Origin of the sequence: Actinoplanes auranticolor (genome assembly GCF_018332655.1) — a bacterium.
GTDB lineage: Bacteria > Actinomycetota > Actinomycetes > Mycobacteriales > Micromonosporaceae > Actinoplanes > Actinoplanes auranticolor.
In genome coordinates this window covers 1-25029 of sequence record NZ_BOQL01000081.1, presented here as the reverse complement: position 1 = coordinate 25029, position 25029 = coordinate 1, and the positions used below count along the sequence as shown (strand labels likewise).

The 25029-nt window shown below is 72.1% G+C and carries 21 protein-coding genes and 1 pseudogene; 9 read left to right on the top strand and 13 right to left on the bottom strand.

All coding sequences use genetic code 11. The features are described 5' to 3' along the window. From Aau02nite_RS42450 to Aau02nite_RS42430, 5 genes and pseudogenes are all read right to left on the bottom strand, one after another. Positions 1 to 359 (bottom strand): annotated as a pseudogene (locus Aau02nite_RS42450) (UDP-glucose 6-dehydrogenase); the annotation flags it as partial. Positions 360 to 385: 26 nt separating this feature from the next. Beyond that, the gene (locus Aau02nite_RS42445; RefSeq protein WP_212994347.1) at positions 386 to 1942 is read right to left on the bottom strand and encodes a glycosyltransferase family 39 protein; all 1557 of its coding nucleotides are present in this window, start codon (positions 1940 to 1942) and stop codon (positions 386 to 388) included. Between the two features lie 7 nt (positions 1943 to 1949). Then, positions 1950 to 4031: an acyltransferase family protein gene (locus tag Aau02nite_RS42440; RefSeq protein ID WP_212994346.1), complete on the bottom strand. Its 2082-nt coding sequence runs from the start codon at positions 4029 to 4031 to the stop codon at positions 1950 to 1952. Further along, positions 4028 to 5617 carry a glycosyltransferase family 2 protein gene (locus tag Aau02nite_RS42435; RefSeq protein ID WP_212994345.1) on the bottom strand — a complete coding sequence of 530 codons (1590 nt, stop codon included), beginning with the start codon at positions 5615 to 5617 and terminating at the stop codon, positions 4028 to 4030. The genes Aau02nite_RS42440 and Aau02nite_RS42435 overlap by 4 nt, the downstream gene beginning before the upstream one ends. Before the next feature lie 403 nt (positions 5618 to 6020). Continuing rightward, the gene (locus Aau02nite_RS42430; protein WP_246595861.1) at positions 6021 to 6629 is read right to left on the bottom strand and encodes a dienelactone hydrolase family protein; all 609 of its coding nucleotides are present in this window, start codon (positions 6627 to 6629) and stop codon (positions 6021 to 6023) included. A 46-nt stretch (positions 6630 to 6675) separates the two neighbouring features. Here Aau02nite_RS42430 and Aau02nite_RS47600 point away from each other — a divergent pair, with 46 nt between their 5' ends. Then, the gene (locus Aau02nite_RS47600; protein WP_212994344.1) at positions 6676 to 7254 is read left to right on the top strand and encodes an ArsR/SmtB family transcription factor; all 579 of its coding nucleotides are present in this window, start codon (positions 6676 to 6678) and stop codon (positions 7252 to 7254) included. Between the two features lie 111 nt (positions 7255 to 7365). Further along, the gene (locus Aau02nite_RS42420) at positions 7366 to 8349 is read left to right on the top strand and encodes a trypsin-like serine peptidase (protein WP_212994343.1); all 984 of its coding nucleotides are present in this window, start codon (positions 7366 to 7368) and stop codon (positions 8347 to 8349) included. Between the two features lie 43 nt (positions 8350 to 8392). Here Aau02nite_RS42420 and Aau02nite_RS42415 read toward each other — a convergent pair whose 3' ends face one another. The 6 genes from Aau02nite_RS42415 to Aau02nite_RS42390 all read right to left on the bottom strand — a co-directional run bounded on the left by Aau02nite_RS42415 (position 8393) and on the right by Aau02nite_RS42390 (position 16595). Beyond that, positions 8393 to 9715, bottom strand: a complete 1323-nt coding sequence (locus Aau02nite_RS42415) for an alpha/beta hydrolase (protein WP_212994342.1) — start codon at positions 9713 to 9715, stop codon at positions 8393 to 8395. A gap of 83 nt (positions 9716 to 9798) precedes the next feature. After that, on the bottom strand, positions 9799 to 10509 hold the full coding sequence (locus Aau02nite_RS42410; RefSeq protein ID WP_212994341.1) for a hypothetical protein: 711 nt from the start codon (positions 10507 to 10509) through the stop codon (positions 9799 to 9801). Between the two features lie 72 nt (positions 10510 to 10581). After that, positions 10582 to 11079, bottom strand: coding sequence for a hypothetical protein (locus Aau02nite_RS42405; RefSeq protein WP_212994340.1), 498 nt, complete (start codon positions 11077 to 11079; stop codon positions 10582 to 10584). A 243-nt stretch (positions 11080 to 11322) separates the two neighbouring features. Then, entirely contained in the window at positions 11323 to 13311 is a 1989-nt protein-coding gene (locus tag Aau02nite_RS42400) for an ATP-binding protein (protein WP_212994339.1), read from the bottom strand. 112 nt (positions 13312 to 13423) lie between these two features. Further along, on the bottom strand, positions 13424 to 15730 hold the full coding sequence (locus Aau02nite_RS42395; protein WP_212994338.1) for a glycoside hydrolase family 65 protein: 2307 nt from the start codon (positions 15728 to 15730) through the stop codon (positions 13424 to 13426). Continuing rightward, a complete protein-coding gene (locus tag Aau02nite_RS42390) occupies positions 15723 to 16595 on the bottom strand; it encodes a PfkB family carbohydrate kinase (RefSeq protein ID WP_212994337.1) in 873 nt (290 codons plus the stop codon). Before Aau02nite_RS42390 ends, Aau02nite_RS42395 begins: the two co-directional genes overlap by 8 nt. Positions 16596 to 16727: 132 nt before the next feature. Here Aau02nite_RS42390 and Aau02nite_RS42385 point away from each other — a divergent pair, with 132 nt between their 5' ends. Continuing rightward, complete coding sequence (locus tag Aau02nite_RS42385; protein ID WP_212994336.1) at positions 16728 to 17729, top strand: NAD-dependent epimerase/dehydratase family protein; 1002 nt, start codon at positions 16728 to 16730, stop codon at positions 17727 to 17729. A gap of 17 nt (positions 17730 to 17746) precedes the next feature. On the opposite strand, the gene Aau02nite_RS42380 is transcribed toward Aau02nite_RS42385, so the two are convergent. Then, entirely contained in the window at positions 17747 to 18313 is a 567-nt protein-coding gene (locus tag Aau02nite_RS42380) for a hemerythrin domain-containing protein (protein WP_212994335.1), read from the bottom strand. 201 nt (positions 18314 to 18514) lie between these two features. Here Aau02nite_RS42380 and Aau02nite_RS42375 point away from each other — a divergent pair, with 201 nt between their 5' ends. The 5 genes from Aau02nite_RS42375 to Aau02nite_RS42355 all read left to right on the top strand — a co-directional run bounded on the left by Aau02nite_RS42375 (position 18515) and on the right by Aau02nite_RS42355 (position 23688). Continuing rightward, complete coding sequence (locus Aau02nite_RS42375; protein WP_212994334.1) at positions 18515 to 19519, top strand: IPT/TIG domain-containing protein; 1005 nt, start codon at positions 18515 to 18517, stop codon at positions 19517 to 19519. After that, positions 19509 to 20354 (top strand): hypothetical protein, encoded by an 846-nt coding sequence (locus Aau02nite_RS42370; RefSeq protein WP_212994333.1) that lies wholly within the window; start codon positions 19509 to 19511, stop codon positions 20352 to 20354. The genes Aau02nite_RS42375 and Aau02nite_RS42370 overlap by 11 nt, the downstream gene beginning before the upstream one ends. A 41-nt stretch (positions 20355 to 20395) precedes the next feature. Beyond that, the gene (locus tag Aau02nite_RS42365) at positions 20396 to 20947 is read left to right on the top strand and encodes a pyridoxamine 5'-phosphate oxidase family protein (RefSeq protein ID WP_212994332.1); all 552 of its coding nucleotides are present in this window, start codon (positions 20396 to 20398) and stop codon (positions 20945 to 20947) included. Between the two features lie 185 nt (positions 20948 to 21132). Next, positions 21133 to 22392 carry an MFS transporter gene (locus tag Aau02nite_RS42360; protein ID WP_246595860.1) on the top strand — a complete coding sequence of 420 codons (1260 nt, stop codon included), beginning with the start codon at positions 21133 to 21135 and terminating at the stop codon, positions 22390 to 22392. Between the two features lie 36 nt (positions 22393 to 22428). Beyond that, positions 22429 to 23688, top strand: a complete 1260-nt coding sequence (locus Aau02nite_RS42355) for an MFS transporter (RefSeq protein ID WP_212994331.1) — start codon at positions 22429 to 22431, stop codon at positions 23686 to 23688. A 7-nt stretch (positions 23689 to 23695) separates the two neighbouring features. On the opposite strand, the gene lexA is transcribed toward Aau02nite_RS42355, so the two are convergent. After that, positions 23696 to 24340 (bottom strand): transcriptional repressor LexA, encoded by a 645-nt coding sequence (gene lexA / locus Aau02nite_RS42350; protein WP_345477531.1) that lies wholly within the window; start codon positions 24338 to 24340, stop codon positions 23696 to 23698. A 159-nt stretch (positions 24341 to 24499) separates the two neighbouring features. Between lexA and Aau02nite_RS42345 the strand changes: the two genes are divergently transcribed. Further along, a partial coding sequence (locus tag Aau02nite_RS42345) for an IS607 family transposase (RefSeq protein ID WP_212994329.1) occupies positions 24500 to 25029 on the top strand: 530 nt, incomplete at its 3' end.

Below are 25029 nucleotides of genomic sequence, written 5' to 3'. Positions count from 1 at the left end.
ATCAGCACCCGGCGGGTCAGGTGCCGCGCCAGTCCGGTGACCGCCGCCTCGACGTACGAGAGATCGGCGCCCGTGCCCCCGGGCCGCTGCGGGGTCCCCACGCAGATGAAGTGCACGTCGCCGAAGTCGGCGGTCTCCCGGTACGACGTGGTGAAGCGCAGGCGGCCGGCGGCGAGGTTGCGTCGCAGCATCTCGTCCAGGCCCGGCTCGTGGAACGGCACGGCCCCGGCCGACAGGGCGGCGATCCGCGCCACGTCGACGTCGACGCCGAGCACCTCGTAGCCCAGCTCGGCGAAGCAGACGGCGTAGGTGGCACCGAGATAGCCGGTGCCGACGAAGGTCAGCCGCGGTCGCTCCATCAGTTCTTCCTTCCTCGGGTACGGCGTCATCGCGGGTCCTTGCGGTTCAGCACGAAGATCCGGATCTTCTCGAAGCTGCGGTACTCGCTCAGGGTGTACGCCGTGAGCAGGAAACCCTGGGTCGGACCGGGCATGCCGTCCATCGGGTCGAGGTTGGCCGCGGTCGTCGACACCAGCCAGATCCGCCGGGTGTCGCCGACGCACGGGCCGGGGTCGGTGCATTCGTGCGCACCGAAGGTGCCGTTCTCCTGGGACGTCCGCTCGACCAGCACGTCCCGCAGCAGGCCGAGCCGCCGCACCTCGTAGTCGAGGGCCCGGCGGCCGTTACGGGTCGTACCGGCGTAGGCGATGCCGTCACCGGGCTCGGCCACGGCGGCCAGCGCGGCAGCCGCGCTGCGGAAGTCCGGCTCGCCGTAGACCGGGCTGTGCCGGGCCGCCTGCTGGCCCGGCCCGCTGACCGCCAGCATCCCGGCCACCACCAGCAGGCCGCTCAGCGACAGCGGCACGGTGGACCCGGCCCGGCGGGTGAACCTGGCCAGCGAGAAGCCCAGGGCGGCAGCCAGCAACGCCCACGCCGGCACGGTGAAGAGCAGGTAGCGGTGCAGGAAGAGATGCAGCAGCGGGAAAGTGACGTAGCAGAACAGCGGCGGGAACAGCGCCCAGCTCAGCAGCAGGACGACCGGTCCGCGGTGGTGCGACCAGAGCAGCACCGTGGCCAGCACCGCCGCGGCGCAGACCACGAGAGCGACCTGCCAGGAGCCGAAGATCCGCTCGGGCAGGCTGGTCAGCGCCTCGGCGTCGACCTTGATCCAGGAGATGACGCTCGACTGTTCGGAGCCCTTGGCCGCCAGCGGGAGCGCGGCGGTCACGGCGATGAACGCCCCGGCGAACCAGCGCAGCAACCGCAGGTCACCGCTGACCCGGAAGGTCCGCCCCAGGAACACGGCGTGGGCCAGCAGCACGGTCAGGGTCACGATGTGCACGAGGCCGGCGAGGACCAGGCCGACGCCGTACCAGATCCACCGCCGCCAGGTCGGCCGCTCCATCGCCCGCAGCAGCAGCAGGGTCGCCAGGGTGGCGAAACCGATCGCGAACGCGTACGGGCGGGCCTCCTGGCCGTAGCGCGTCACCGCGGGCAGCCCGGCGACGATCAGCCCGGCCGTCAGCCCCACGCCCGTGTCGAACAACCGGCGGCCCAGGACCGCGACCAGCGCCGCGGTGGCGGCCATCGCGAGCGCCGAGGGCATCCGCAGGCTGGTCTCCGAATCGCCGAAGACCTCGATCCAGAAATGCAGGACCAGATAGTACGGCGCCACGACGGCGTCCACATTGGTCAGCAGCTTCGCCAGGTCACGGAAGCTGAGGGTGGCGGCGTACCAGGTGGCGTACTCGTCGTTCCACATACTGCGGGAGCCGATGCCGACCACCGACAGGGTGAGCGCCAGCAGGGCCGGCGGCAGCGCCAGGGCCACCGTGCTCAGTACCGACCAGCTCCGGGCCACGGTCGGCGGTACGTGCCCGTCCGGGCGGCGCTGCCCGATGATCCGGGGGACGGGTGGTGACAACAGTTGCGCGTCGCTCATCGCTTCCTCATTCGGCCAGTGCCTCGTCCAGGACGCCCGCGAGCTGCTTCGCGTAGGCGGACGTCAGGTGGTTGTCGTCGCGGTAGACGACGGTGCCGCCGATGACGGCGGGGCAGATCGTGGGCGTGCAGAACCATGCGGTGGAGTTGACGACCCGCCCGCCGTGCGCCTGCACCAGCGCCCGGACGATCCGCTGCCGGGGCAGGAACAGGGACCTGAACACGTCGAGATGACACTTGTGGACGGCGTCCGGCCGCGTCGCCAGGCATCGCGGCACGTCGAAGTCCGTGACCGGGGTGTCCGGAATGACGACCGGCAGGGCCCCGGCCCGCTTGATCCGGGTGACCGTGGCGGCCCAGGCCGACGCCCAGTCCTGGTCCGGACCGGCGCTGGCCTCGACGTTCAGCGGGCCGGCCACGCGGTTGCGGGCGGACATGACGACCATGGCCGGCCGCAGCTGCCGGATCCGGTTCAAGGCCCGCAGCCGCCACTGGTCGCACTCGGCGTACGGGACTGTGCTGCCGGCCTTGTCGACCTGGCCGAGGGCGGGCCCGCAGTCGGCCTTCGTGAAGACGGCGAGCCGCCATCCCCGGTTGCGCGCGATCGTGTCGACGGCGGGGAACCACTGCTGGGCGTGCGAGTCACCGAAGAGCACCATGATCCGGCGGCCGGTGACGTCGCCGTGCCGCTCGCAGCCCCGGCCGATGTTGTCGGAGACGAACCGGCTCGCGGCCGGCACCAGGCATCCGCCGTCGCGCGGAGCGTTCGCCGAGGCCCGGGCCAGGGCGGGGGTCAGGTCACGGGGCAGGACCGTGGTGGTGACGCTGTCCCGGATGATCCGTTGCAACTGCGGGACGGTGACCCGGCCCGAGGCCAGCACCTCGGCGGGTGCGAGGGCGGCCGCCGGGCCGGTGGTCCGTGCGGTCGGCAGGTGCGGGACGGCCAGCGCGAGGCCGGCCGTCGCGGCGGTCAGCGCGCCGCCCAGGGCGAGCGCCCGGCCGGGACGCAGCCGCAGGCCACGATGCAGGTGGATGCGGTTCTCCACGGCGGCGACCGACATGGCCGCCGGCACCAGGGCCGCGACCACGAGGGCCACCTCGATCGGCGTGGTCAGCGGTCGGCCCAGCACGTGCGGGGCGAGAACGAGGATCGGCCAGTGCCACAGGTACCAGCTGAACGAGACCCGGCCCAGCTCCTGCACCGGCTTGAGCCGCAGCAGCCGGCGGGCGCCCCAGGACGGGCGGGCGCAGCCACCGGCGATCGTCAACCCGGCCCCGAGGACGGCCACGAGGGGATCGCCGGATGCGACCGCGGCGGCCACCGTCCCCAGACCGAGCCAGGTCAGCGCGGCCGCGAGCGGGGCGGGCAGACCGGCGAGTCGCTGCGCCCCCAGGGCGATCAGCGCGCCGGCACCGAACTCCCAGAACCGGGCCGGCAGGCCGTAGACGGTCCACGGGTTCGCCGCCGCCTCCAGCCAGAGGGCCAGGGACGCCGCGCTCAGCACCGTCAGCAGGAGTGCGGCCGACAGCACGCTGGGCCGGCCGCGGCGCGCCCAGGCCAGCGCGACCACGATGAGCAGCACCGGCCAGACCAGGCAGAACTGGACCAGCAGGGACAACGGCCAGAAGTGCTGCAGTGGTGACACGTCCACCGGCACGCTGTCCTGCATCGCCAGCCGCACGTTCATGGTGGCGGTCGCGGCGGCGACGGCGTCGGCGGAGACCGGCGCACGGTCCGCGGGCGGCATCCAGTGCCAGGCCGCGGCCAGCGAGCCCAGCACCACCAGGGTGGCGGCCGGCACCAGCCGGGTCGTCCGCCGGGCGTAGAACCGGCGCAGCGAGAGCCGCCCGTTCAGGCGCAGCTCGCGGAACGCACCGGCGGTGAGCACGAAGCCGGAGATCACGAAGAAGAGGTCGAGGCCGACCGCGCCGCCGCTCAGGCCGGCCACGCCGACGTGCCAGCCGACCAGCAGCAGCACGGCGAGCGCGCGCAGCCCCTGCACGTCGCGCCGGAAGACCGGCGGCTCGGGGACCGGTACGGGCCGGTCCGCCGGACGTACCCGGTCGGGAAGTCGCGTGGTGGCGGTCATGACGTGCCGGCCGGAGTGTAGGCGGGTGCCGGGGCTGTTCCGGCGATCACCGGGTCGGCGTCCGGGGCGGCCGGGTGCCGTTGCGGGGTGGCCCGCCCGCCGAGCAGCAGCGGCCAGACGAAGTACAGCATCGGGCCGGCGAACAGCACCGTCGCCCAGAGCTGGTCCAGGCCGTAGTGCATGACTCCCAGCACGATCCCCGACCAGGTGAGCAGTTGGGCGGCGATGAGCCAGACCCGCAGCAGGCGCAGCACCCGCTTGGCGGTCGAGGTGCGCTTGGCGGCGCCGGTCGGCACCCAGGCGGCGGTACGGCCACGCAGGAAGTCGAACAGGGCCAGGGCGTGGCAGAAGCCGATGAGCATCTGGACCCGGACGACGGCCGGGGACCAGCGGTAGTCGGTGACCCGCGGCATCAGGGTCGACCACACGAAGATCGTGCCGATCAGCGGCAGGTAGTTGAGCGGCCGGATCTGCTCGGGGAAGAACCACAACATCAGGAAGCCCGGCAGCTGACTGGTGAAGGCCGCGACGGCGGTGGTGATGTAGTAGAGGAACCCGGTCCAGAAACAGAGCTTCTGCTTGACGGTGAGCGCCGAGCGGTGGAAGCCGGGATCGGCCAGCAGGCTCATGCTGCCGGTGCACCAGCGGTACTGCTGGTTGGCGAAGCCGTCGAAGTTGTCAGGGCAGACGCCCTTGGCCAGATTCACCGGCACGTAACGCGTCCGGAAACCGGCCTTCGCCATGTTGACTCCGGTATGGACGTCCTCGCTGTGCCCGATCTGCGCGAATCCCCCCGAGGCGCGCAGGGCGCTGCGGCGGTAGACGGCATTCGTGCCGACACAGATGGCCGCGTCGACCGCGTCGCGGGCCGGCTGAATCCAGCGGTAGAACATCTCCTGGGTCGCGCCGGCCGACCGCTGCAGCCAATTGAAGTGGTCCTGCTGGACATCGAAGAATTGCGGCGACTGGACGATCCCGACGCATCCGTCGTCGAAGTACGGCGCCAGTTCGCGGGTCATGTCGGCACGCGGTGCGAAATCGGCGTCGAAGACGTGAATGAGGTCGCCGGTGGAGTTCTCGTATCCGTAACGCAGGTTTCCGGCCTTCTTCAACTCGCCGCGGTTGGGCCGGGAAAGGTAACGGAAGCCGTACTGCGCGGCGAGTTCGGCGACGGTGTCGCGGCCCGAGTCGTCCAGGACGTGGACGGTGAGCGGGCCCGGCCAGTCCAGCGCGGCGACGTGGCGGTACGTGTTCTCGAGAATGGCGAGTGATTCACCGGCGGACGGCAGGAAGACGTCCACCGAGGGGTAGTGCGCCGGCCGGTATTCCGCCACCAGCGCGTCGTGCTCGGCGCGGGAACTGCGGCGCTTGCGGGTGCTCGAGAGCAGGCTGATGAGCACGGCCACGACCTGCAGCGCGATCAGCTCGTAGAGCAGGCTGGTCCACATCGAGTTGGCCGCCAGCCGGGCCAGGCCGAACATGACGCCGGCGAAGGCCAGCAGGAAGACGCAGAAGATCCAGCGGCCCTGGCGTCCGTAGTAGAGATACTTCTCGTGATCGTCCGGCGGCAGTGGCACATAGTCCACCACCGTCCGTGCCGGGCTGCCGGCCCGCGCGCCGCTCTGTTGCCGAGTCTGTGCGACTACCACCGATAAAGGCCTTCCGTATGTGATGACGGAGCCGGCTCGGGGATAGAGCCATCGCACAACCGACGACCGCAGCTGAGCCGGCGGTTCTCAGTCGATCACCCGGAAACGGGGCCCGAATGCATTTTCGCCGACGTTCACCGGACCCGTACGGGTTAATCCGATCGGTCGGCGATAAAGTCCGCGTCCGGACGCGCGGCGCGGCGGTGAAACCACTTATACGGAGCTGACCTGCAAAGACTTCTTCAGCACCACGGGAGGACGGGGAAGAAACGAAAAAGAGACGGCACGGTGGTGGTGATGTATGTCACAACGTCGACTGTCCGATGTGTTCAACAATTCGTCAGCCGAGCCGGTCGAGAAACTCCAGCGAGCGGCGCAGCGCCAGGGCCGCCGCGTCCGGGTCGTACGACGGCAGGGAGCTGTCGGTGAACAGGTGCCGGTCGCCGGGGTAGACGAACAGCTCGGCCGGCTCGGGACCGGCCGTCGCGACCAGCTCACGCGCGGCGTCGATGTCCCCGTCGAGCGCGAAGAAGGGGTCCTGGTCCATGCCGTGGATCTGCACCGGCACGCCCGCCGGCCACGGTCCGAAGGCCCACTCGCCGGTGATCGGCAGGCACGCCTCGTAGAGCAGGGCGCCGCGGGCGCCGGGCCGGGTCTGGGCGTACTGCTGGGCCTGGGCCGCACCCCAGGAGATGCCCGCGTACACCAGGCGCTCGGGCAGCTCGGCCACCGCCCGGGCGACGCGCTCGCCGAGGAGCCGGTCGCCGACGCTCTTGACGTAGGCCACGCCGTCGTCGATGGTGGCCGGCTGCTCGCCGTCGAAGAGGTCGGGAGTGTGCACGGTGTGCCCGCCGGCGCGCAGCTGTTCGGCGAACGCCCGCACTCCGTCGGTCAGTCCCTGCACGTGGTGGAACAGCACGACGTAGGCCATCTCTACACTTCCCCTCATCGGACGATAGTCATCGAATGATCCAGGATAGTAGAACGGTCGAACTTTGTCGGTCAATGAGCAGATCCCCGACTACGACCTCGACGAGATGCTCGTGGTCACCGCCCCCGCCCAGATCCGCGCGCTGGCCGACCCGCTGCGGGGCAGTCTGCTGGAGCTGGTGCTGGAACGGGCGGCCACGGTCACCGAACTGGCCCGGGCGGTCGGCCGGCCCAAGGGTACGGTCGCGTACCACGTCAATCTGCTGGTCGAGGCCGGGCTGCTCCGGGTGGTCCGGACGCGGCGGGTGCGGGCCATCGAGGAGCGGTACTACGGCCGGGTGGCGCGGACCTACTACATCGGGGCGCTGAGCCGTCCCGAGGACAAGAGGGCCGCCGCGGCGATCAACGGGCTGGCCGAGGCGGCGGCCGAGGCCGAGCCTGCGCACGCGGCCGACGAGCTGCGGTGCCTGCTCGTGCACGCCCGCATCCCGGTCGAGGAGGTCCGCGCCTTCTGGGCCGAGGTCCAGGAGGTGGCCCGCCGGTTCAGCCAGATCCCCCGCTCCGGGGACCAGGCGTACGGCTTCGTTGCCGGCCTGTATCCCACTGACGCCCCGACCCTGCCGGAGGCGCGCGACGAGCCTTAGTGCCACGATGGAATGATCCTTCCTCTTTAGACCGTTATGGGGGCATTCGCGTCCGTAGGGTGGCCGATTGCCGGGCGCGCGAGGTGCTCCGGCGATCCGAGGGAGTGACGCATGACCCGTTTGGCCGTACCGCTCGCTGTGCTGCTGGTTCTGGGGGTGGGTGCCGGCCCGGCCGGCGCCGCGGCGGTGAGTCCGTCGAGCGAACCTGTCGAGTCGGCCGCGCTGATCAACGGGCGGGTGGTCCGGGACGCCGGGACCGCGCAGCGGCTCATCAACGCCTACTGGACACCGGAACGGATGCGGACGGCCATCGCGGTCCCCGATCCGCGGGTGATCGAGGACCCGGCGCTGGAGCGGCGGGACCGGCCGGGCAACGTCGGGCGTCCGCAGACGGCGGTGCGGCCGGCCGGGCCGTCGGCGGCCGGCGGCACCGGGAGTACGGGCCGGGCGGTCAACCCCTCGGCCGGCGTGGGCAAGGTCTTCTTCACCAAGTCCGACGGCAAGAACTACGTCTGCTCGGGCAGCACGCTGAACAACGAGACCCGCAACCTGATCTCCACCGCCGCGCACTGCATCCACGGCGGCAAGGGCGGCGTCAACCACGAGAACTGGATGTACGCGCCGCTCTACGCCGCCGGCAAGACGCCGTACGGCAAGTTCGCGGCGAAGTGGTTCCACGCCACGAAGGGCTGGACCCAGCACGGCTACCACTGGTGGGACTTCGCGTTCGTCAACGTGTGGCCGCTCAACGGCGTGCGCCTGGTGGACAAGACCGGCGGCAACGGCATCAGCTTCAACCAGAGCAAGTCCATCGGGGTCACCGTGCTGGCGTACCCGGCGAAGGCGCCGTACGACGGGCAGAAGCAGGTCTCCTGCGTGACCAGCCTGCAGTGGGCGGCCGCGGCGCAGGTCAAGGTCTTCTGCGGGCTGACCCCGGGCGCCAGCGGCGGCCCGATGTTCCAGAACTACGACACCACGATCGGGTTCGGCTTCACCAACACGGTGGTCGCCTACGTGTGGAAGAGCCGCAACTACGGGCCGTACTTCGACAGCGACGTGCTGACCGTCTTCAACCGGGCCCGCAACAAGGCCTGACCGGACCCGGCGCAGCGTCCGCCGGGACGCTGCGCCGGCCGGGTCAGTCGACCTCCACCGACACCCGGTGTGCGCTGGAGCTCCAGTTCGGCACGGGGATCGCGGTGAGGCCGCCGCCGCGCTGGCGCGTCACGATGGACACCGACCCGGGCCGGCCCGCGGACGCCGGAATGAAGACGTCCATGCCGGTGATGAAGGTCTGGGCGAAGAACTCCGGCAGCGGTGCGGTCAGGTCGGTGACCCCGTCGCTGCCGTCGTCGAAGGCGAAGATGCCGATCGCCCGCTTGGCGCGCGGGGCGGTGGCCGGGTTGAGGATGTCCCGGCCGTTGATCCACAGGCGGTCCCCGGCGTCGCCCTGGTCGCCCCACCACTCCTTCTGGCGCTGGATGGTCAGGGCGGTGTGCCGGTCACTGGTGTCGACGAGCGCCCCGAGGCCCTCGCCCGGGCGGCTGGTGAGCAGCCGGACGAGCGTGTCGGTGCGCCGGAACGGCTCGAAGTAGAAGTGGTGGGCCGCCTGCCCCGGGCGCAGCAGGACGAACTCGTACCGGGAGTGCGGCCGGACCGGCAGCGGACCGAAGGATCCGTCGGCGGCCAGGGCGGTGACGTGTGCGGGCCGGGCCGACATCCGGTGGCCGGTCAGCGGGCTCACCGCGTGGACCTCGAGCGTCGCGCCGGTGACGCCGGCGTTGCTGGGGAAGATCACGGCACGGCCGGAGACGCGTACGGCGCCTGCGGGTTGCGGGACTACCCGGGTGGTGTGCGGCTCCCGGTCGCGCAGGAACCGGAAGACCTCACGGAACGACTCCGCCGAGGACACCGTCTGGGTGTGGGACTGGTCCGGGAAACGCACGTTGATGGCGCCGGTGACCTCGCGGGCCGGGTCGCCCTCGCCCCAGATCGCGAGCGTCGGCACGCCGCCGGGCACTGCGGTGGCGGTGCGACCGTCCAGGTTGACGTAGTGGGCCACCCGGGCTGCTCGCGTGGGAGAGCTGTTCAGGTAGGCCTGCACGACGTAGGTGCCCAGCGAGTGGGCGACCAGGTCCACCCGGTCTGCGCCCGAAGTGGCCAGAAGCCGGGTGATCCGGGCGTCCAGTCCCGCGTGGACCTCGGGCAGGATGGTGGCGATGCTCGGTGAGTCGTACTCGTGGGCCCCGATCAGTTCACTCGGGTAGCCGTTGGCGGCCAGGCGCTTGGCCTGGATCCGGAACTGCAGCGCCGACCCGGCGCTGCCGTGTACGAAGACGACCGGGCGGTGGACGGCGCCGGCAGCGGAACCGGCTGCGGCTTCGGCGGGCGGCGTCACGCTGGTGGCGGCGAGCGCTGCGGCGGCGGTCAGGGCGAACAGGCGGCGGCGGGGGAGCGGCACTGGTCCTCCTCATAGATGACCATGATTTTGCACTGTGAGTGCGATTATTGCCGCCGGGCCCGCCGGGCGCCACCCTTCCGGGCTCAGGTCAGCAGCGACTCCCGCATCTCACGGCCCGGGTTGAAGGCACCGGCGACGCGGTTCTCCGTGGGGGCGTACACGTCGATCGTGTTGTTGCGCCGCATCAGCTCCCGGACCGGCGGCGGCAGCGGAGGCGGCTCGTCCGGCATCGCCGCGCGCAGGTCGCGGGCGGCCGAGATCAGCCCGTCGGCCAGGGCGGCGCCGTCGACGTCGACCCGGACACGGCCGTACTCCCAGCCGGCGACGGTCAGGTCGAGCACCTCGAACACATGCGCCAGCAGGGGATCGGGGTCGGTCACCCGTACGGTCCGGCGGGCCTGGGTGCCGACGACCGTGACCGCCGCGGCGACCTGGACGTACGGGTGCAGCCCGCCCGGCAGCTCGAACAGCGACCACCGCAGCCCCGGCCCGGCCGCCTGCCACAACGGCCGGTAGTTGCGGCGGTCCACGGCGAATCCGTGCCCGGTACGCCGGCGGAGCTGGTCCACCTGGGCGAGCAGATCCGAACAGGCCGTGTCGGCGAACTCCCGCAGGATGCGCACCGCCACGAGCAGCCCGTCGTCACCCTCCAGCAGCCCGGCGACCGCCCGGGCCTGCTCGCCGAACGGACCCGGCACGTGCGCGCCGAACCGCTGCCGGAGGTCCCGCAGCAACGTCTCCTGCCGCGCGGGATCCTGCTCGACCCGTCGCCGGCCCCGACCGAACCACCGCATGTCGCCTCGTCTCCGCAGTCACCTGACGAACGCGGCAATGCTAATGGAGATCCGGAGCCGGGCCGGCCGCCGTCACGCGCCGCGGATGGTGAACACCTTCGACAGGCTGCCCACGGCCTTGGTGTCGCCCGGGGCATGAGCCCGGTACGAGTAGGTCGCCTTGCCCGGCGGCGTGGCCACCACGGTGAACCGGCCGCTGGCGCGGACCAGCCCGCTGTTGACGTTCTTCCACGCGCCGCCGGTGTAGCGCTGTAGCCGGATGACCTTGCCCTTGTTCACCGGGGACGCCGAGCCGTCGACGTCGACGTTGGACCCGGCCGGCGCGGTTGCCGCAGCGGGCTCGGCGCTGACCTTGTACCGGCTGTACCGCAGGAACGCGGCGTCTCGGCGATGACCGTGCCTCCGGTCATCGCCGTTCGTCGGTGGTCTGGAGGCACCGGGCACCCAGGCACAGTGCAGCCACTGCGTCTGAGCGGCGGGCACCGTGCGCCGGAAGAGGCCGGCCGAGTCGGTGCGGCCGCCGACGGCGAAGCCGGTCGACTCGACGCAGCCGTTGTCGTTGCCGATCACCCTGCAGGCCGGACACCGTGACCGCGGAATGGGACAGCTCGATCGACTCGAGCTCCGGCGGTGCGGTGTCGGCAGCGGGCGCGGCACCGGCGGGTACGGCCGGCACGAGCAGTACCGCGGTGAGAGCGATGGCGAGAGGCGGACGTCTGCGCATGATTGTCACGTCCTGAGGTCGTGAGCAGCGGTGGCATGGGATACCCCGCGTCCACAACGTACGCCCGCCGGACAACGCAGGGGTACCCATTACTGCGCGCGGGGAATCCGGACGATGACGGTGGTGCCGGTGGGCCGGTTGGCAGCCAGGGTGATCGTGCCGTGGTGGCGTTCGACCAGGACCCGGCTCAGCGTCAGGCCCAGGCCGGCGCCGGGGATGCCGGCCTGGTGGGCGTTGCGGCCCCGGTAGAGGCCGCGGAACATGCCGGGCAGGTCGTCGGCCGGGATGCCGGCGCCGGTGTCGGCGATGGTCAGCACGGCGAGGTCACCGTCGGCGGCCAGCGTGACGGTCACGGTGGAGCCGGCGGGGCTGAACTTGACGGCGTTGCTCAGCAGGCTGTCGACGACCTGGCGCAGCCGGTCCGGATCGCCCGGAACGGTCAGCCCGGCCGGGGCGTGCACGTCGACGGTGATCCGGTGCTCACGCGCCGCGGGAGTGATCGCTTCCACGCCGGCCGCGGTGACCTCGGTCAGATCCACGGCCACGCGGGCCAGCCGGGCATGGCCGGACTCCAGGGCGGCCAGGTCGAGCAGGCGCTCGATCAGCGTGTGCAGCCGGCCGTTGTTGCGCTCGATGACCTCGATCAGGTTCCGCACCTCACCGATCGTGGTGGAGTCGGGTGATTCGGCGATCAGGTCCGTGTAGGCGCTGATGGACGTCAGCGGGGTCCGCAGCTCGTGACCGACCAGCGCGATGTACTCGTCGGTGGCGGCGGCCAGGTGCGCGGCGAGCTCCTCGGCGCGGCGCCGTTCGAGATAGGCGCCGATGGTGCCGGCGATGCCCCGGAGCAGTACGGCCAGCGCCGGCTCCGGCTCCTGCGGGCTCCAGGAGAAGAACGTCAGGACGCCGGTGACCTGCTCACCGCTGCGCAGCGGCACGGCACCGGCCGCGCGGTACTTGGAGGCGGCGACGACCTGCGGCAACAGCGGGGAATCGGGGGCGTGCACGTCCGGCACCCACAGCAGGTCGCCACGCTGCCAGCAGAGCCCGGCCAGCCCTTCACCGCGGGCCATGCTGTCCGGCAGCGGCATCGGTACGGCGTCCCCGGCCAGGAACACGGCGGCCGGCCGCAGCACGTCCCCGGCCGGGTCGACCAGCCACAACCGCAGGTAGGGCCAGCCGACGGCGGTGCCGACCGCCCGCAGGATCCCGTCGCCCAGGGTCATGGCGTCCGGGCTGCGCGACAGGACGTCGAGCACCTCGGTCGTGCAGTCCTGGAAGCGCTGCGCCCGGTGCTCCGCGGTGACGTCGTGCACCGCGGCGACCGCGCCGGTGACCGTACCGGCCGCGTCGCGGATGGGCCGGGCGTTGATCGACAGGCGGTGCTCCTGCCCGTCGGCGTCGCCGGCGAGCAGCTGTGCCCGGCGGACGTCCTCCCCGGCCAGGGCGCGCAGCAACGGCAGCTCGGCGGTACGCAGCAGCGTGCCGTCGGGGTGGCGCAGCCGGGACTGCCGCGTCCACTCCTCCACCGGCACGGGCTCACCGGAGTCGTCGCCGCCGCAGAACAGCTCGCGCAGTCCCGGGCTGAGCACCAGCAGCCGGCCGTCGGCGTCACAGGTCACCACTCCGACGTCGAGGCCGTCCAGCAGGGCCTCCATCAGGGCCGCCTCGGTGGCGGGGGACTTGGCCTGATGTCTGCCGGTGGCGGGCGTGGCCTGCTCGCCGAGCTGCCGGCGCAGGACCGAGGTCAGCTCCTGCACGCTGAACGGCTTGGTCATCACCGTGGTCGCGCCGACCGAGGCCAGCCGGGGATCGCTGGGCGGCAGGTAGCCGGTGAGCAGCATGATCGGGATGTCGGCTAGCTCGGGATCGGCGCGCAACGTGCGGCACAGCTGCACGCCGTCCAGATGCGGCATGTCCACATCGGTCACCACCAGATCGGGCCGGCGCGCGGCCACGGCGGCCAGACCGGCCCGCCCGTCACCGACGACGGTGACGTCGTGCCCCAGCCGCCGCACCACCTCGGCGACGATCCGCTGATGATCAAGGTTGTCCTCGGCCAGCATCACCAACGCCATGCCTCATACTAATCGGGCAATAACCGAATAATCAGCCTTTCGGACCATTGACTACCGCGCTGGAGTCTCCCAGCGCCTCAATCGGTGGCAGCGGGTTGATGGAGCCAGGGCGTCAGGCCTCCAGGGCGTCCCGGCGGCGCTGCGGTGGGCGCGGCGACGGCGGCGCAGCCTTGTCCTCGCCGCGGGGGATCGCCCGGGTGACCGGGGCGCCGTCCACCGTCAGCGTCTCCCCATGGTGGGTGATCTCCACCGCGGGCCCGCTGACCTCGTACGTCGCCTGCTCCGGGGTGACCGTGACCCGCAGGCTGCTCTCCCGCCAGCGCAGCCGGAAACGCATCCGCGGCAGGTGCTGCGGCAGCCGGGGCGCGAAGCTCAGCCGGCCGCCGTGGTCGCGCAGCCCGCCGAAGCCCATCACCAGCGCCATCCACGAGCCCGCGCACGCCGCGATGTGCAGGCCGTCACCGCTGGACTCGCCGCCCGCGCGCAGGTCGAGCAGCGCCGCCTCGGCCAGGTAGTCGTGGGCCAGTTCCAGGTGCCCGGTCTCGGCGGCCAGCACCGCCTGCGCGGGCGCCGACAGCGATGAGTCGCGCACGGTGCGGGCCTCGTAGTACGCGAAGTTGCGGGCCTTCTCCCCGGCGGTGAACGCGTCCGAGCGCAGCGCCATGGCCAGCACCAGGTCGGCCTGCTTGCTCACCTGCTTGCGGTACAGGTCCAGGTACGGGAAGTGCATCATCAGCGGGTAGTCGTCGTCCTTGGTCTCGGCGAAGTCCCACTCCTGGAGCTTGGTGAAGCCGGCCGCCTGTTCGTGCACCTGCCGTGCCTCGGAGTACGGCAGGTGCAGGTTGTCCGCCACCTCACGCCAGGCGGCGAGCTCGTCCGCGCCGACGTCGAGGTCGTGTGCCCCCGCCGGGAAACGCTCGCAGACCTCGGCCGCGCCGCGCAGGTTGTGCCGGGCCATCAGGTTGGTGAAGATGTTGTCGTCCATCAGCGCCGTGTACTCGTCCGGGCCGGTCACTCCGGCGATGTGCCACTCGCCGTCGTCCGCGAGGTGCGCGACCCGGCACCACAGCCGGGCCGTCTCGACCAGGATCTCCAGCCCGGCTCCGGCCAGGAAGTCGTCGTCCCCGCTGGCCGCGGCGTAGCGCAGCACCGCGTCGGCGATGTCCGCGTTGACGTGCAGGGCCGCCGTACCGGCCGGCCAGTAGCCGGAGCACTCGGCGCCGCTGATCGTCCGCCACGGGTACGCCGCACCGGCCAGGCGCAGCTCCCGGGCCCGGTCCCGGGCCGCCTCCAGGGTGCCGTGCCGCCAGCGCAGGGCGAGCCCGACACAGGCCGGGTGGGTGTACGTCAGCACGGGCAGCACGAACGACTCGGTGTCCCACAGCGTGTGGCCGTCGTAACCGTTGCCGGTCAGTCCCTTGGCCGCGATCGGGTGCGGTCCCGCCTGGGCGCCGGCCTGCAGCACGTGGAACAGGCCGAACCGGACGGCCTGCTGCACCTCGGGATCGCCGTCCAGCTCGACGTCGGCCGCCGTCCAGAACTCGTCCAGGTACGCGCGCTGGTCGGCCGCCAGACCGTCGAAGCCGAGCGACACCGCCGCGTCGCGGTCCTGGCGGGCCCGGTCGGCCGACGCCTGCGGGCCCCAGGCGTACGCGAGGAACTTCTCCACCCGCAGCGTGCCCTCGCCCGTGATGGTGCAGCGGATCCGGTCCGGTTCGCTGGTGACCGTCTGGGCGCCGGTGCTGTGGTGGCTGACAGCCGCGGCGACCGGGAGGTCACTGCGGCGGGTGCGGTGCTCCAGGACGTCGTCGCTGTGCCGTACCGGCCGCAACGCGTCGTGCAGGGTGGTCGCGGCCCGCGGGTCGTCGCGTTGCTCCGGCTGCTCCTCGTTGGCCAGCAGGTCCGACTCGATACGCAGCCGTACGCCGGGATCGGCGGTGACCTCGTAGCGGATGGCGGCCACCGACGGGTGCGGGAAGGAGACCAGGCGGGTGCTGACGATCCGTACGGCCGTGCCGGACGGTGACACCCAGGCGGCCTCGCGGCGCAGGGTGCCGGCCCGCAGGTCCAGCACGCGTTCGTGGGAGACGAGCTCACCGGTACGCACGTCGAACGGCTCGTCGTCGACGTACAGGCCGATCAGCTTGCCGTTCGGGGCGTCGATGACGGTCTCGGACTGCTCCGGGTAGGCGTACCCGGCCTCGGCGTACTGCAGGTCGCGCAGCTCGAAGATCGAGTTGAGGTAGGTGCCCGGCATGCCGCGCGGGTCGTTCTCGTCCAGGTTGCCGCGCAGTCCGATGTGGCCGTTGGCCAGGGCGAACAGTGATTCGGCGTGACGCAGACCGGCGGTGCTGAGCGAGTCGTCGGACAGCCCGGTCTCCCGGACGCACCAGGGCTCGGCCGCTGCGATGTCAGCCACGGGCGGCCGTACCGGACAGGTCCGGGCGTCCGCCGGCGTGCCCGACGGTGGCACCTGAGGCCGCGGTCGCCCGGCGGGCGGCCTCCGGGTACGGATCACCGCGCAGCAGCGACGCGGTCAGCGCGGCGACGAACGCGTCCCCGCCGCCGGTGGTGTCCACCACCTTGTCGTCGGTGAGCGGGACGTGCACGTCCCCGCCGGCCCAGACGAAGAGGTTGCCGTCGTCGACCGCGACGGCGATCAGCCGCGGCCCCTTCTCCAGCAGCTTGCGGGCCGCGTCCCGCATGTCCCCGGGCGGTACGCCGAGCAGCAGCTCCGCCTCCTTGTCGTCGGCGCGCACCACGTCGGCCCGGGCGAGCAGCGCGTCGTCCGAGGTGGCCCCGTCGAGCACCACCAGCCGGCCGGCGTCGTGCCCGATCCGGGCGGCGGCCGCGCACACGTCGGCGGGCTGCTGGAGCTGGACCAGCACCGCGTCCTGCTGCCGGATCGTGTCGGCGCGTTCCTCGACGTCGGCCACGGTGAGCAGCGGCAGGTGCTCGATGTAGCGGTACGCCGTACCGGCGAGGATCTCGACGATCAGGCCGGTCAGCACGCCGCGGCGCCGCACGACGGCGGAGACGTCGATGCCGTCGCGCCGGGCCTGATCGAGTAGCACGTCGCCGATGGCGTCGTCGCCGGCCACGGCGACCAGGGTGGGCCGCACGCCCAGCTGGGCCAGCCCGACCGCCTGGTTGGCCCCTTTGCCGCCGAGCTGCTCACGCCGCTCGGTGGCGCCGGCGGAGGAACCCGGCTCCGGAAGATCGTCCACGGAGAGCACGAGGTCCCGGGCGAGCTGACCGACCACGGCCGCAGTTGGTGTCGTCACGGGCAGTCTCTTACCCGCGGCGGCGCCCGATGCACGACCCGGCGGCTGAGAGGCAGCTGACAATCCCCGGTCGGGTTACGCCGGCCGCGAACCGGCTTGTCGCCGGGCGTCCCGCGCTGATCGGATCGATCGATGGACATCCTCATCCTCGGCGGCACCCGGTTCCTCGGCCGGGAGATCGCCCGGCAGGCCGTCGGCCGTGGCCACCGCGTCAGCTGCCTGGCTCGGGGCCAGGGCGGACCCCCGGCTCCGGGCGCCCGCCTGGTCGCGGCCGACCGGCGGGATCCGACCGCCTACGACGAGGTCCGGCAGCAGTCGTGGGACGCGGTCGTCGAGGTCGCCTGGCAGCCCGGCTTCGTGCGTACGGCCCTCGACGCCCTGGCCGGCCGGGCCGGGCACTGGACCTACGTCTCGTCCGGCAACGCCTACGCCGCGTTCGACACCCCCGGCGCCGACGAGTCCTTCCCGCTGCGGGAGCCCACCGACCGCGACGAGATCGACCAGGAGCTGTACGGCGAGGCCAAGGTGGCCTGCGAGCAGGCGAGTGCCGCCGCGCTCGGCGACCGGCTGCTCATCGCCCGGTCCGGGCTGATCGGCGGGCCGGGCGACACCAGCGACCGGTCCGGCGCCTGGGTGGCCCGGGCCGCCCGCGCCCCCGGGGAGCCGATGCTCGTCCCCGACACCCCCGGCGTGCCCACCCAGGTCGTCGACGTCCGGGACCAGGCCGCCTGGCTGCTCGACTGCGCCGAGCGCGGCACCACCGGCACGTACGACGTCGTCGGGCCCACGGTGCCGTTCGGCGAGTGGGTCGAGCTGTGCCGCCGGATCGGTGTGCACACCGGGCCGGTGGTGCGCGTGCCGCGGCAGTGGCTCGTCGAGCACGAGGTCGAGCAGTACATGGGCACCGACTCGCTGGCGATGTGGCTCGTCGAGCCCGGGTGGGAGGGCTGGTCCACCCGAACCGGCGCCGCGGCCGTCGCCGCCGGCCTGCGCCACCGCGACCGGGCCGAGCTGATCACCGACGTGCTCGCCCACGAGCGCGCCGAAGGGCTGGACCGGCCACGACGCGCCGGCCTCAGCCCGGAACGGGAACGCGCACTGCTCGCCGAGTTCGCGGCCGCACCGCTGCCCTGACGCCGGCGCCGGCCCGCTCAGTCGGTGTTGCGGCCGGACAGCTTGTCCCGCAGCCGGTCGACCAGGCCCACGCCGGGGCCGACGAGCTTGTGGAAGAGCTCGTTGTTGGGCGCGGCGGGGTGCGGCCGGGTGGGCGCGAGCTTCTTGGCCGTCTCGACCTTGCCGGCCAGCTCGGTCAGCTCCTCGCGCGGGATCCGGCGCCGCAACTCGGGGAACTGCTCGGTCTCCTCGTCCTGGATGTGGTCGGCGAGCAGCGTGTCGAGCTCCTGCAGCGCCGCGGTGAAATCGGCGCTCGACGCGTCCGCGCCCTCCAGCTTCTTCAGGGCGCGTTCGATCTCCTTGTGCTCCTCGACGTCGTGTTCCACGGCTTTGTCGCCGTCGGGCAGGTGCTTGCGCATGGCCGGGTAGACGTACATCTCCTCGGCGACGGCGTGGCGCACCAGCTCGCTGATGGCGGTGTCGGCCAGGTCGCGCCGCAGCTGCGGATCGGTCGTGGACCGGATCTCGGCGAGCAGGGCGACGACCTCGCGGTGGTCACTGGTGAGGATGTCGACGACGTCGCCGGCGGTGGGGCTGCTGGTCATGATTCCTCCGCGGGGAGCTGGACATGGTTGCGCTTGCCGCCTACCCCGGATACCGGCGGTTACTCCCGACCGTTGCGGCCTGAATCGGTTCACGGACAGAAGCGCGGGTGTCACCCCGGTGCCGGGTTAGCGTGCAGGTGGTCCGGCGATGCCGATGCGGGGCGGTGCCAGCCGGGCACCGATCAGGGCAGGGTGATCCCGGTGCGCAGGAACGGCCCCCGGCACGGCAGCTCGCTGCTGACGGCACAGCGGATGGCGGCACTCAAGCGCCTGACGCCGTACCTGGTGACCTTCCTGGCCGTCACTGTGCTGCTGCTGGCGGGATTCATCCGGGCTCAGGACGCGGAATCGAACCGCACCGCGGCGAGCGTCGTCCCGCCCAGCGTGGGCAGTTCCGCGGTGCTCAGGGACCGGCCGTCACCACCCGGCCCGAGCGCCGCGCCGAGGGCGGTGGACCCGGGCGCGCCGACGACCACAGCCACAGGGCCGGAGCCGACCGCCGTACGGCCGCCGGCGACCGCGGCGAAGCGGGCTCCCCGCATCATCGCCTGGATCCGCGATCTCGGTCTCACCGGCGGTGGCGGCTCCTATCAGGAGGCCTTCGTCGCCGAGCTGAGCTGGGGACAGTGCGCCGAGCTGCTGCGCGATGTCGAGTCGGCGTCTCGCGAGGAGGTGGATCACACCACCCGGGACCTCTACCGGGCGGCGGCGCAGGCGTGCCTGGCCGCCTTCCACGGGAAGCGGGCGCTGTGGCCGGCCGCCGACGCGGCGGTCGAGCAGCTCAGCGGACGGTCCGCGGCGCTCGACTGCATCGACCGGTCCGTGTACGAGCTGACCCGCGCACTGGTGCGAATTCACCGCAGCGACCCAGACGCGGTGCTGCGGCGTGGGCGCGCCGACGAAGCGGACGGTCCCGACTGCCCGCGGTTGCGGTCGGTCGAGCCGGGCAGCGGTCCGGCGGCCGGCGGGTACGAGGTGCGCCTCGTCGGGGAGCACCTGCCCGATCCGGCGGTCGTCCACTTCGGCGAGGTGACGCGTACGGTCCGGACGAGCGGTGGCCGGTTCGCGGTCGTCACCGTGCCGCCGATGGGGAAGTACAAGGGCGTCAGCGTCTGGATCGAGGGTTGGCCGTACGAGGTCATGCACTCGCCGACGTTCTCCTACGACCCGCCCGCAGACGGCACCGGGCAGAGTCATGGCCCGTAGGCCGGAGCAGGACGACCAGGACCGCGTCGTCCTCTCCGAGCGGTTCAAGACAGTGCTTGGCGTCGTCTCGCCCCTCGCCGTGGGTACCGTGCTGCTCTTCTACTTCGGCTGGGTGCGCACCAAGACCGAGGCGGCGGCGCTGGGGTACGACTCGAAGATCCTCGAGTTCACCACCACCGACTACGTGCTGCGCAGCATCAACGTGCTGTCGGTGCCGGTCGTCGCCGTTCTGCTCCTGGCGCTCGTCGTGCTGCGCGTGCACGAGTGGCTCACCGGCCGGCTCGGGGCATCCGGGCGGTTGCGGCTGGCCCGCGTCCTGCTGCGGTCCTGGCTGTTCTGGCTCGTGGCCTGGGTTTTCCTGGCGCAGTTCGTGCGGTCGGTGGCCACACCGGCCCTGCCGCTGATGCTGACCGGCGCGGTCGGCCTGGCGCTCTACGGCGACCACCTGCGAGCCACGGTCGAGCCGGATCGGCGGTGGAGCCTGTCCATCCGCGTGGTGCTGGGCACGCTGCTGGTCATCGCCGTCATCGCCGACACCGAGCGCCTCGCCCGGGCGATGGGCGAGGGCCTAGCCACCAGCGTGCAGGCCGATCCGGGCCAGCTTGCCGCGGTCGAGATCTACAGCGCCAAGGACCTCGCCCTGGTCGTACCGAACGTGACCGTGACCAGCGTCGGCGGGACGGACGCGGCCTACCGGTTCCGTTACGCGGGACTGCGGCTGTTGCAGCGCTCCGAGGACAAGTTCCTGTTGATCAATGAGGGCTGGACCCGGGAGACCGGCCGGGTGCTGCTGCTGCGCGACAGCGGTGACATCCGCCTCGAATTCCGCCGGTGACCGGCCGCCGCGAGGACCGGTAGGTGGGAGAGCATGGCGGTATGAAACTGCATGACATCATCGACAGCCGGCTGCGGGAGTTCATCGTCAGTCAGCCCATGTTCTTCGTGGCCACCGCGCCGACCGGGGCGCAGGGGCACGTCAACGTCTCGCCGAAGGGTATGACCGGGACTTTCGCGGTGCTCGGCGAGCTGCGGGTGGCGTACCTGGACTTCCACGGCAGCGGGGCCGAGACCACCGCGCACCTGCGGGAGAACGGCCGGATCACGCTGATGTTCTGCGCGTTCGACGGCAAACCCAACATCGTGCGCCTGTACGGCACCGGCCGCGTCGTGACGGCTACCGACCCCGGGTACGCCGAGCTGCTCGCCTCGTTCGCCGCGCCGCCGGATCTGCACGGCCTGCGCTCCGTCATCGACATCGACGTGCACCGGGTCAGCGACTCCTGTGGCTACGCCGTCCCCCTGATGACCTACGAGGGCGACCGCGACCTGCTGACCCGCTGGAGTTCGCGGCGCAGCGACGAGGACCTGGCCGAGTACCGCCGGAAGAAGAACAAGGCGAGCATCGACGGCCTGCCCGCCTTCGACTGAATTCGCTGTCCGTCCCGGCCACCGGCGGTTAGGGTCGGGCGGCGAGTGACCCCCACGAGGAGCTGAGAGATGCCCGGTCGTCCGAGCGCGCGTTGACGTCGTAGGCCGTTCGCGGCCGGTCAATCGCGTGCTGCCCGTCATCGCGTGGCACAGCGAGTCCTCCCTGCCTGAAACAAGGGGTCACTGTGCCGTCCTCCACTGTCTCCCGCCCGTTGTGGCGGGACTCCGACTTCCGCCGGCTCTGGGCCGGCCAGACCGCCTCCCAGCTCGGCGAGCACGCGAGCCTGGTGATCCTGCCGCTGTTCGCCGTCCTGGCGCTGCACGCCGACGCCGGCCAGCTGGGCACTTTGCGGGCGGTGGGGCAGGCACCCATCTTCCTGCTGTCCCTGCTGGTCGGGGCCGGGGTGGACAGGTGGCGCACCCGTACCGTGATGGTGCTGGCCGACCTGGGCCGCGCGCTGGCCCTGGGCGGTGCGCTGCTGGCCGTCCTGGTGGGCGGGCCGGGTCTGCCGATGCTGCTCGTGGTCGCGTTCGCCGTCGGGGCGTTGTCGGTGTTCTTCGACGTGGCCTATCAGGCTTCGCTGGTCCGCCTGCTGCGGCCGGACCAGCTGGCGCAGGGCAACAGCCTGATCGAGGGCAGCCGGTCCGCGGCCCAGATGGGCGGGCCCGCCCTGGGCGGGACCCTGGTGTCCCTGCTGTCGGCCCCGGTCGCCGTCGCGTCCAGCGCGCTGTTCTTCGTCCTCTCGTTCCTGTCCATCGTGCGGATCCGCCGACCCGAGTCGGCTCCCGGGCCCTCGGCCGGCGCCGCCGGGATGGGGCGGCAGATCCGGGAGGGCATCCGCTTCGTCGCCGGGGACAGGTTCCTGCGGACCGTGGGGCTCGCCTCGGCCGCGTTCCAGTTCTTCTTCGCGGCCACGATGACCGCCTACCTGGTCTTCCTGCCGCGGGAGCTGCACCTGTCGGGCACCGCCATCGGGCTGGCGCTGGCGGCGACGGGGCCGGGCGCGCTGCTCGGCTCGCTGCTCGCCGCGCGGCTGCCGGCGCGATTCGGGTACGGGGTCGTGCTGGTGACCGCGGCGGTGATCGGAGACGGCGTGCTGCTGTGCGTACCGGCGCTGCACGGCCCGCCCGCGGTGACCGTCCCCTGCCTGGTGGCGATCAACGTCGTCTTCGGCACCTTCGGCCAGCTGATCAACGTGACCCTCATGGTCGTCCGGCAGGCCGTCACCCCGTACGGGATGCAGGGCCGGGCCGCCGCGACGATCAACTTCGCCGGGATGGGCCTGTTGCCGTTCGGCTCGCTGGCCGGCGGCTTCCTCGCCCAGGAGTGGGGTCTGCGCACCAGCCTGCTGGTGACGGCCGCGGGAATGCTGCTGTCCCCGCTGCTGATGGCGTTGTCCCCGCTCGCCCGCCTCGGCCGCGAGCTCCCGCCGCCGCCGGAGTGATAACCGGGTGCGCCGCGACGGCACCGGGACGTAGGTTTGCCCCTTGTGGGCAGAGCTGCGGAGATCCTGGTGCCGGCGCGCCTCGGTACGGGCTTCCGCTGGCTGCTCGCGTCGTCCTGGTCGACCAATCTCGGCGACGGCATCGCGACCGCCGCCGGTCCGCTGCTGCTGGCGTCGCTGACCCAGGACCCGTTCCTGATCTCGCTCGCCGCCATGCTGCGGTGGGCGCCCCCGCTGGTGTTCGGCCTCTACGCGGGCGTGCTGGCCGACCGGCACGACCGCCGCCGGGTGGTCATGGCGGCGAATCTGGCCCGGGTCGCGGTGCTCGTCGCACTGATCGTCGCGCTGATCACCGGCACCGTCTCGGTCGCCGGCGCGCTGCTGGCGCTGGGCCTGCTCGCCACCGCGGAGGTGTTCGCGGACAACACCGCCACCACGCTGACGCCGATGCTGGTGCACCGCGACGATCTCGCCGTCGCCAACTCCCGGTTGCAGACCGGACTGCTCACCCTGGACCAGCTCGTCGGCCCGTCGATCGGGGCGGTGCTGTTCACCGCCGGGGTGGGGTGGCCGTTCGCGGCCGAGCTCGTCCTGATCGCCGCGGGCGTGCTCCTGGTGTCGAAGGTCGTGCTGCCCGCGCATGGTTACGCGGCAGGGCGGGTCGGCGGCGACGTGCGCCGCGACATCGTCGAGGGCGTCCGGTGGGTGGTGCACAACCCGGCGGTGCGCACGCTGGTGCTGACCATCATGATCTTCAACGTCACCTTCGGTGCCGCCTGGTCGGTGCTGGTGCTGTACGCGACCCGGCGACTGGGTCTCGGTGCCGTCGGCTTCGGCGCCCTGACCACGGTGATGGCCCTGGGCGGCCTGCTCGGCACGGGCCTCTACGGCCGGCTGACCCGGCGGGTGAGCCTGGGCAACGTCATGCGCGCGGGACTGGTCGTCGAGACGCTGACCCACCTGGCGCTGGCCGTGACCACCTCGGCCGGCGTCGCCCTGGTGATCTTCTTCGTCTTCGGGGCGCACGCGTTCATCTGGCACACGACCTCGCTCACCGTCCGCCAGCGCGCGGTGCCGGCCCACCTGCAGGGCCGCGTCACCAGCGTCAACACCATCGGCCTGTACGGCGGCCTGGTGGTCGGTTCGGCCGTCGGCGGCACGCTGGCCACCCACTACGGGGTGACGGCACCGTTCTGGTTCGCGTTCGCCGGCTCCGCGGTCTTCGTGCTGCTGCTCTGGCGGGAGATGACCCGCATCGCCCACGCCGACGACCCGCTCGGGGCCGGGCCCGGCTGAGGCCGCGTCACACCCGGCGCAGCACGGAGACGACCTTGCCCAGCACCACGGCCCGGTCGCCGTCGATGGCCTCGTAGGCCGGGTTGCGTGGCTCCAGCAGCACGTGACCACCCCGGCGCCGGAAGACCTTGACGGTGGCCTCCTCGTCGATCATCGCGGCGACGATGTCACCGTTGTAGGCCTCGCTCTGCCGCCGTACCACCACGATGTCCCCGTCGCAGATGGCCGCGTCGATCATCGAGTCGCCCCGTACCCGCAGGCAGTAGAGCTCGCCGCGGCCGACCAGCTCGCGCGGCAGCGTCAGGGTCTCGTCGAGGGTCTCCTCGGCGAGGATCGGGCTGCCGGCGGCGATGGCACCCAGCAACGGGAGGGTCACCGTCGTCGCGTCACCCTCGGCGCGGGCCGGCGGTTCCAGGAACATGCGGACGTCGATCGGCCGGGTCGTGGCGCCGCTCCGGCGCAGGAAGTCCCGTTCCTCCAGGATGCGCAGGTGCCGGCTGACCGACGACGTCGAGGCCAGCCCGACCGCGTCGGCGATCTCGCGGGTGGACGGCGAGTAGCCGTACCGGGTCGCCCAGTCCCGGATGACGGACAGGATCGCCCGTTGCCGGGCGGTGAGCGTGGAAGTGTCGAGGTCCTCAGCCAAATGCACTCCACGATCTTGACCCATCCGCATCCCGGGAGCTGTCCGGCGCGCCCATCCGGGCGGCCGGGCCGGCTAACGGCGGGTATGGTCGGTGCGAGCCGGGGGGCACGCAACTGTTGGTCTGGTAGTCGTCATTAGTGGTCAGGAGTCTTCTAGAGTGACGTTGTGAACTTGAAGGAGTGGGCGGCAGCCACGGGAATCTCGTACGCGACCGCGCGGCGGCGGTTCGAGTCGGGAACGCTGCCCGTTCCTGCGTACCGGCTGGGGCGCCTGATCATGGTCGGCGAGCCGTTGACCGGTGCAGTCCGGCCCGCGGAGCAGGTCGTGGTGTACGCCCGGGTGTCGTCGGCAGATCAGAAGCCGGACCTGGACCGGCAGGTCGCCCGGGTCGCCGTGTGGGCTACCGGTCAGGGCGTCGCCGTGGACCGCGTAGTGACCGAGGTCGGCTCGGCGCTCAACGGGCACCGCAAGAAGTTCCTCGTCCTGCTGCGCGACCCAGCTGTAACGACGATTGTGGTCGAGCACCGGGACCGGTTCGCCCGCTTCGGCGCCGAGTACGTCGAGGCGGCATTGTCGGCGCAAGGACGGCGGCTGCTGGTGGTCGACCCGGCCGAGGTCGACGGTGACCTCGTCGGCGACGTCACCGAGATTTTGACCTCGCTGTGCGCCCGCCTGTACGGCCGTCGCGGCGCGGC